Genomic DNA, 6,286 nt, shown 5'->3' on the forward strand with positions numbered 1-6,286 from the left:
TGTCGACCCAACAAAGGAGTAGTATGACAAAGCCCTGGACCCGGCGCACCTTCCGATTCGGCGCCGTGGAGACAAGCTACCTCGAAGCAGGAGAAGGCAGCCCGATCGTCCTGCTGCACGGCGGCGAGTTCGGCGGGAGCGCCGAGATCACGTGGGAGCGCGTATACGCAGATCTCGCGAAGCACCACCGCGTCATCGCGCCCGACATTCTCGGATTCGGCGAATCCTCCAAGGTCGTGGACTTCGTAGACGGACGCACCTGGCGCCTGCGGCACCTCACCGAGCTCTGCTCCGCCCTCGGCATCGAGAACGCCGACTTCATCGGGAACTCGATGGGCGGCTCCATGCTCATCGCCGACGCAGCCTCCGATGCACCGCTCCTGCCGATCCGCCGGATCGTATCGATCTGCGGCGCAGGCGAGATCTCGAACAACGAGTTCATGGCGGCGCTCATGGACTACGACGCCTCGCTGGAAGGAATGCGGGCCATCGTGCACGCGATGTTCCACGACCCGAGCTACGCCAGCGACGAATCGTACGTGAAGCAACGCTACGAGTCCGCCGTCCAGCCGGGCGCGTGGGAGGCAGTCGCCTCCGCCCGATTCCGCCGCCCGGGCCATCAGTCTTCGGGTGGCGGCGAACTCATCCACGAGCGGATCACGGTTCCCACGCTGCTGATCGAGGGCGCTCACGACAAGCTCAAGCCGGCCGGCTGGGCGCAGCGTCTGGCAGATCTCCTGCCGGCAGGATTCGCAGCGGTGATCGCGGAATCCGGCCACTGCCCGCAGATCGAGCAGCCCGAGGCGTTCATTGCGGCGGTCGAAGCATTCTTCAACGAAACGAAAGGTGACGATAATGCAGAGTGAATTCGACGAAGAGGTCGACGTCCTGATCATCGGAGCGGGTTCCGGTGGCGCTGCGGCCGCATTGACGGCATACGACCGCGGCCTGAAGACCCTGATCGTAGAGAAGTCGCAGTGGTTTGGCGGCACATCCTCGCTGTCCGGCGGCGGAAGCTGGATCCCGGGGGCCGGCGTGCAGCGTCGGGCGGGGTATACTCCCGACCGCGCCGCGACGCTGCGCTACCTCAAGACCATCACAGAAGGAATCGTGCCGGATGCAAAGCTCGAGGCATACCTTGACTACGCACCCAAGATGCTCGACTTCCTCGAGGCACTCGATCCCGACCTCGAGTTCGTCTGGAAGCCCGGGTACCCCGATTACTACCCGAATCTCGAGGGCGGATCCGATCTCGGCAGCACGATCAATGTGCCGCCGATCGACCTGCGCAAGCTCGGGAAGGATGCTGACCTGCTCCACCCCCCGGCGGGCGTCATGCCCAAGGGCATGTGGATGGGTCCGAACGAGCTTCCCGATTTCTACCGTCTACGCCAGACCTGGGGCGGCAAGCGGCTGTTCGTCAAACTCGTGTGGCGCATGTTCACCGCGCGCCTCACAGGTTCGAAGATCACAACCATCGGCCAGGCGCTCATGGCCCGGCTTCTGCTTGCCGTGCGCAAGCGCGGAATCGGGCTCTGGCTGAACTCCCCGATGACCTCGCTCATCGTCGAGGACGACCGCATCGTCGGCGCCGTCATCGAGCGCGACGGCAAACAGATCCGGGTTCATGCCCGCGGCGGTGTCATCGTCGCGGCGGGCGGATTCGACCACAACGTCGAGATGCGCAAGCAGCACCAGCCGGAGTCGCGCTCCGATTGGAGCCTCGGCGTCGCGGAGAACACCGGAGATGGCATCAACGCGGCCGCCGGCATCGGCGCAGCCACCGCGACGATGGACAGCTCCTGGTGGTTCCCCGCAGTCGAATGGGCGCCCGGCAAGCTGCAGTTCAGCCTCAACGAACGTATGCTGCCGTCGCAGATCATCGTGAACGGTGCCGGCGAGCGCTGGATCAACGAGGCCGCGCCATACGAGGACTTCGGCTTCGCGATGATCGCCGGCGAGCGGACCGGTGTGCAGCACATCCCGTCGTGGTATATCACCGACGACTGGTCTTGGCGACGCTACGTCATCTTCGGGCACCTGCCGATCCCGAAGATCCCGTTCGCGCCCGCGCCGACGGGGCATCGACCGCCCAAGGCGTGGCGTTCAAACCCCGCGTTCCAGATGGGCCAGACGCTCGAGGAGCTCGCGGGCAAGATCGGCGTTCCTGCCGATGCCCTTCAGCAGACCGTAGCGCGATACAACAAGGATGCCGCGGCGGGCGTGGACACTCAGTTCCATCGCGGTGAGAGCGCCTATGATCGCTACTACGGTGACATCACGCTTCCCACGCCGAGCCTCGCGCCGCTGCACGGCGGCCCGTATTACGCGTTCCGAATCGTGCTCTCCGATCTCGGGACGAACGGCGGAGTCGTGACAGACGAGCATGCACGGGCGCTTCGGTCTGACGGTACGCCGATCGAGGGGCTCTACGTCACGGGCAACGCGTCGTCGTCGGTGATGGGCCGCAGCTATGCCGGTGCCGGTGCAACCATCGGGCCGGCGATGACCTTCGGCTACATCGCCGCACATCGGGTGGCCGACCAGCTCGCGGCGCAGGGCGAGACAACGGCAAGCGGAGCGGCAGCGCAGTAATCCACGTACGGATCCCCCCGGGAGCTGGGCCGAGAAAACCGGTTCCGGCTCCCGGGTTCACCGTCTGTGGGGGCTCCTACTGATACCAGCCTCCCCGGCCGCCATCGCTCAGGATGGTCTGGCCGATGATGTTGCGTGAGTCGTCGCTGAGCAGAAACAGGATCGGGCCCACCACGTCCTCAGGTGTGGCGATGCGGCCGATCGGAGTGGCCTTGAGTGCCGTCTCGCGGTATCTGCGCGCTCCCTCGTCACCAAGGCCGGCGACGATCGCCGGCGTCTCGTGAAGCCCGAGGGCGAGACAGTTCACGCGCACACCCTCGAGCGCAGCCTCTGCGGCAAGCGACGTCGTCAGGCCGATGATCGCCGCCTTCGAGATCACGTAGGCATGTGTGGACGTTCCCATCCGGGCCCTGATTCCGTTCAGCGAGGAGATATTGACGATCGCACCGCTGTGATTCGGCGTCATCCGCCGCAACGCCTCCTGGCAGTTCCAGAAGGTGCCCCCGACGTTCACCCCCATGACCTTGTCCCACTCCGGCTTTTCCAGGTCGATTGCCTTATAGGTTGTGGACCATGTCGCTGCAAGGTTGACCAGCCCGGTCACGTCGCCGAACCGGCGGTCGACCTCTGCGTAGCCCGCGACGATCGAATCCTGGTCGCCGAGGTCGACCTCCAGGGCAGGTAGCGCGCGTGATCATCGGGCTCGAGTTCGAACGACGGCTTGAGATCGAATCCGGCGACCCTCGCGCCGCGCGCGAGGAGCGCCCGCACGAGAGTCTGCCCCATCCCTCCTCCTGCACCGGTGACGACCACGATCTGCTGACTCCAGTCGAACTCCGTCATCGCTCGCCCCGCTTCGAATCGGACCCCGAGGTGAATCTGCAACATTGCACATATCGGTTCATGTTCGGAGTTTATCTCTCACGCCCGCAGCCGGAGAACAATAGATCCGTTAGACTGACACAAAAGAGACTATGCATTAAATGCAGATACAAAGAAGATGAAGATGCCACTTCATAAGAAGATATCCGCGTTCGGCTGGCCCAGGCGCAACGGCTTCGTGCAGCCGTTGACTGACCGGGTGCTCCTCGCGGGACTCGAGCGCCATGAACACGCCGAGATTATCTGGTCGTCGAAGGTCACCGGCATCACGCAGGATGCCCACGGTGTGACGCTGAGCGTCGAGGATCCGCAGGGCCGGTCTCGCACAATGCGCGCGTCGTACGTCGTCGGCGCAGACGGTGGCCGCAGCGCCACGCGAAAGTCGCTTGGCATCGATTTTCCCGGGACGACGGCGAAGGCTGAATGGCTCGTCATCGACATCCGAAACGACCCGCTCGGCCACCCCGGCGCCTATGTTGACGGCGCAGACCCGAAGCGACCCTACGCCTGCATCAGCATCCCGCATGGCATCCGCCGCTTCGAGTTCATGATGCTGCCCGGTGAGAGCGCGGAACACGCGGAAGACGATGAGTTCATCGCCCGTCTCCTCGAGCCGTTCATCCCACGGGGCACACCGATCGATATCATCCGCCGGCGGGTCTACGCGCACCAGGCCCGGATCGCCGGGCGATTCCGCTCGGGTCGAGTGGTACTCGTCGGCGATGCTGCGCACCTCATGCCGGTGTGGCAGGGCCAGGGTTGCAACAGCGGCATCCGTGATGCGTACAACCTTGCGTGGAAGATCGCCGCGGTCGTCAAGGGCATCGGCGGTGACCGCCTCCTGCTCGTGGCGTGGAACAACGATCCGACCGCGATTCTCGATGCAGACGCGATCGAGGCGGCTCAGCGCGCAGGCACCCGACTCGTCGCGGCCAGGCCCGCGGTCCAACTGTGTTGGGACGCCAGTCACTCGCCGAACGTCATCGGCGACGTCGACGGCTCGTTGAAGCGGTGGTTCAACGCACGAGCTGAGTCCGTCGTGCTGATCCGTCCCGATCGCATGGTCGCAGGCGCGGCCCCCGCTCATGCGGCCTCCGAGATGCTGCGCGCATTCCTCCGCGCGATCGACGCGCCGATTCCGATAGCCTCATCCCATGTCGCCAGCATCTGAGACCCTCCTCCCGGTCAGCACCGGACTCGTGTGGGGCCTCAAACGAAGCCTGCTCGGCTACCTGCGCCGCCTTCCCGACGGACGCATCACCATAGATGACGGAGTGCACCTGACGAGCACGTTCGACTTCCACTTCCCCCTCTTCACGGCTTCGACGTTGGACACGGCGACAGGGTCCGGCATCCTTCGCTTCAGCGGCCTCGTGCACCTGTACGGGCACTTTGGCGCGATGGACGTGACCCTCGCAAACCCGTGGCTGCACCTCGACGGGAGCGCCGGGGTGCTGTCCTTCAATACATCGCAGGACCAGAGCTCCAACGTCAGGGAGTCCCTCTTCGACATTCCTTACGTGCCACGCCCCTCCCCGGTGGATGACACGCTTCGCTGGGAAGCACTTCAGCCGACCATCGGAGCGGCGGGCGCGGAGCTGTTCCAAGCCAACTACTCGATCGGCACCGCGTTCGATCCGATCCACGTACGAATACCGGCCTTCGGCTGAACGAACGCCGCACCCGATGCAGTTCGCACCGGACGCCGCGCTGAAGGACCGCTCGTAGTCACCAGATTACGAGTTCCGAGAGGTACTCGTACGGCCGTTCGCGGTACCGGTCCCAATCGAACTCATTGTGGACATACTCGAGCACCCCAGTCCAGCGGGCACGAGGCCCGGTCGGTCACCGCGTTCACGGACACCCCGATCTGGCAGTTGCCGCTCTTGCCCAGGGTGTCCGAGTAGTGCCGGGCCACCCGGGCGAGGCCAAACCGTCCTTCTTGAACCCCGTGTCGTCGACGACCGACGCCTCCGGTTCGATCAGGTCCACGGCCCTGGACGCCAGCACCCGGCGGACCGATTCGACCGGTCAGGGCGAGGAGGCGACGAACTGCTGCAGCTGCCGGCGGCCGCCCCGGGCCGGCCGCCCATCGGCTGCATCGATTTCCGGTGCCCCTCCAGCATCAAACCCTGCAGATAGAGGCCGGCCTTGTCCCGCTGGTCCTTCCGGGCCAGGGGCACAAACACCTCCTGCACGAACTCCTCGAGCGAACCACGGACCCGGCCACTTCATCGGCACGCATGCCTTCAAATTAACGCGCTCCGGATTCGGCCGAAAGACCTATCCAAGTACTACTAGGAAGCGTAGCTAGACCCGTTTGCCCGCGGAGTGGGGACCTCCTGAACTTCTCGGAGGCTTGAACCAGCGCGGCACCAGCACGAGCACGGGAAAGCGAAACGTGCTGATGATCGGGGACATTTCGAGGGCCGCAAACTAGGCGGGCGAACTGCTCTGAGCTGGAGAGAACCTAAGAGAGGCAGGAAGTGCCGCCGATGGGAATCCGATGTAACCCGAAGCGGCGATGACTACAAGATCGTCATCGCCGCTTCGCTTCGCTGCCGGGTGAGTACGGGGGAACAGCGTCCCCGGTGACAGCAACTGAAGAGACAGCCGCACGCTCCCCTATGCGATTTGGGCGGCGGTCTATCAGTCCTTGATCGATCTCAGTTGTGCCGTTAACCGTCAAACATAGCGAAGCGGGGTTCAGCTAGAGTCGTTGGACCGCTTGTGGTCACCAAGTACCGAGTTCCGAGAGGTACTCGTACTGCCGTTCGCGGTACCGGTCCCAATCGAACTCGTTGTGGAC

General features: G+C 64.5%; 6 protein-coding genes and 1 pseudogene. 4 read left to right on the forward strand and 3 right to left on the reverse strand.

The window, feature by feature from the left end; translation table 11 throughout:
- Positions 1 to 23: 23 nt before the first annotated feature.
- Both AC5RWU_RS16805 and AC5RWU_RS16810 read left to right on the forward strand, forming a co-directional pair.
- Positions 24 to 866 (forward strand): alpha/beta fold hydrolase, encoded by an 843-nt coding sequence (locus AC5RWU_RS16805; RefSeq protein ID WP_494032116.1) that lies wholly within the window; start codon positions 24 to 26, stop codon positions 864 to 866.
- Positions 856 to 2,595, forward strand: coding sequence for an FAD-dependent oxidoreductase (locus AC5RWU_RS16810; RefSeq protein ID WP_494032115.1), 1,740 nt, complete (start codon positions 856 to 858; stop codon positions 2,593 to 2,595). The genes AC5RWU_RS16805 and AC5RWU_RS16810 overlap by 11 nt, the downstream gene beginning before the upstream one ends.
- Positions 2,596 to 2,671: 76 nt before the next feature.
- Here the strand turns inward: AC5RWU_RS16810 and AC5RWU_RS16815 are convergent, their stop codons facing one another.
- Together AC5RWU_RS16815 and AC5RWU_RS16820 are read right to left on the reverse strand one after the other, a co-directional pair.
- Positions 2,672 to 3,271 (reverse strand): SDR family NAD(P)-dependent oxidoreductase, encoded by a 600-nt coding sequence (locus AC5RWU_RS16815; protein WP_494037091.1) that lies wholly within the window; start codon positions 3,269 to 3,271, stop codon positions 2,672 to 2,674.
- Positions 3,196 to 3,438 carry a hypothetical protein gene (locus AC5RWU_RS16820; RefSeq protein ID WP_494032114.1) on the reverse strand — a complete coding sequence of 81 codons (243 nt, stop codon included), beginning with the start codon at positions 3,436 to 3,438 and terminating at the stop codon, positions 3,196 to 3,198. Before AC5RWU_RS16820 ends, AC5RWU_RS16815 begins: the two co-directional genes overlap by 76 nt.
- Before the next feature lie 163 nt (positions 3,439 to 3,601).
- On the opposite strand from AC5RWU_RS16820, the gene AC5RWU_RS16825 reads away from it, so the two are divergent.
- Together AC5RWU_RS16825 and AC5RWU_RS16830 are read left to right on the forward strand one after the other, a co-directional pair.
- Positions 3,602 to 4,648, forward strand: a complete 1,047-nt coding sequence (locus AC5RWU_RS16825; RefSeq protein ID WP_494037089.1) for an FAD-dependent monooxygenase — start codon at positions 3,602 to 3,604, stop codon at positions 4,646 to 4,648.
- Positions 4,632 to 5,147, forward strand: coding sequence for an HtaA domain-containing protein (locus AC5RWU_RS16830; protein WP_494032112.1), 516 nt, complete (start codon positions 4,632 to 4,634; stop codon positions 5,145 to 5,147). The genes AC5RWU_RS16825 and AC5RWU_RS16830 overlap by 17 nt, the downstream gene beginning before the upstream one ends.
- Before the next feature lie 146 nt (positions 5,148 to 5,293).
- On the opposite strand, the pseudogene AC5RWU_RS16835 reads toward AC5RWU_RS16830, so the two are convergent.
- Positions 5,294 to 5,722: pseudogene (locus AC5RWU_RS16835) on the reverse strand (transposase); the annotation flags it as partial.
- Positions 5,723 to 6,286: the final 564 nt, after the last annotated feature.

The organism is Arthrobacter sp. B0427-1-12 (assembly GCF_059092905.1).

What these genes read in the sequence shown, in the direction of transcription:
- AC5RWU_RS16805 (WP_494032116.1), top strand. Translation starts at nt 24, where the DNA reads ATGACAAAGCCCTGGACCCGGCGCACCTTCCGATTCGGCGCCGTGGAG.
- AC5RWU_RS16820 (WP_494032114.1), bottom strand. Translation starts at nt 3,438, where the DNA reads ATGACGGAGTTCGACTGGAGTCAGCAGATCGTGGTCGTCACCGGTGCA.
- AC5RWU_RS16830 (WP_494032112.1), top strand. Translation starts at nt 4,632, where the DNA reads ATGTCGCCAGCATCTGAGACCCTCCTCCCGGTCAGCACCGGACTCGTG.
- AC5RWU_RS16825 (WP_494037089.1), top strand. Translation starts at nt 3,602, where the DNA reads ATGCCACTTCATAAGAAGATATCCGCGTTCGGCTGGCCCAGGCGCAAC.
- AC5RWU_RS16810 (WP_494032115.1), top strand. Translation starts at nt 856, where the DNA reads ATGCAGAGTGAATTCGACGAAGAGGTCGACGTCCTGATCATCGGAGCG.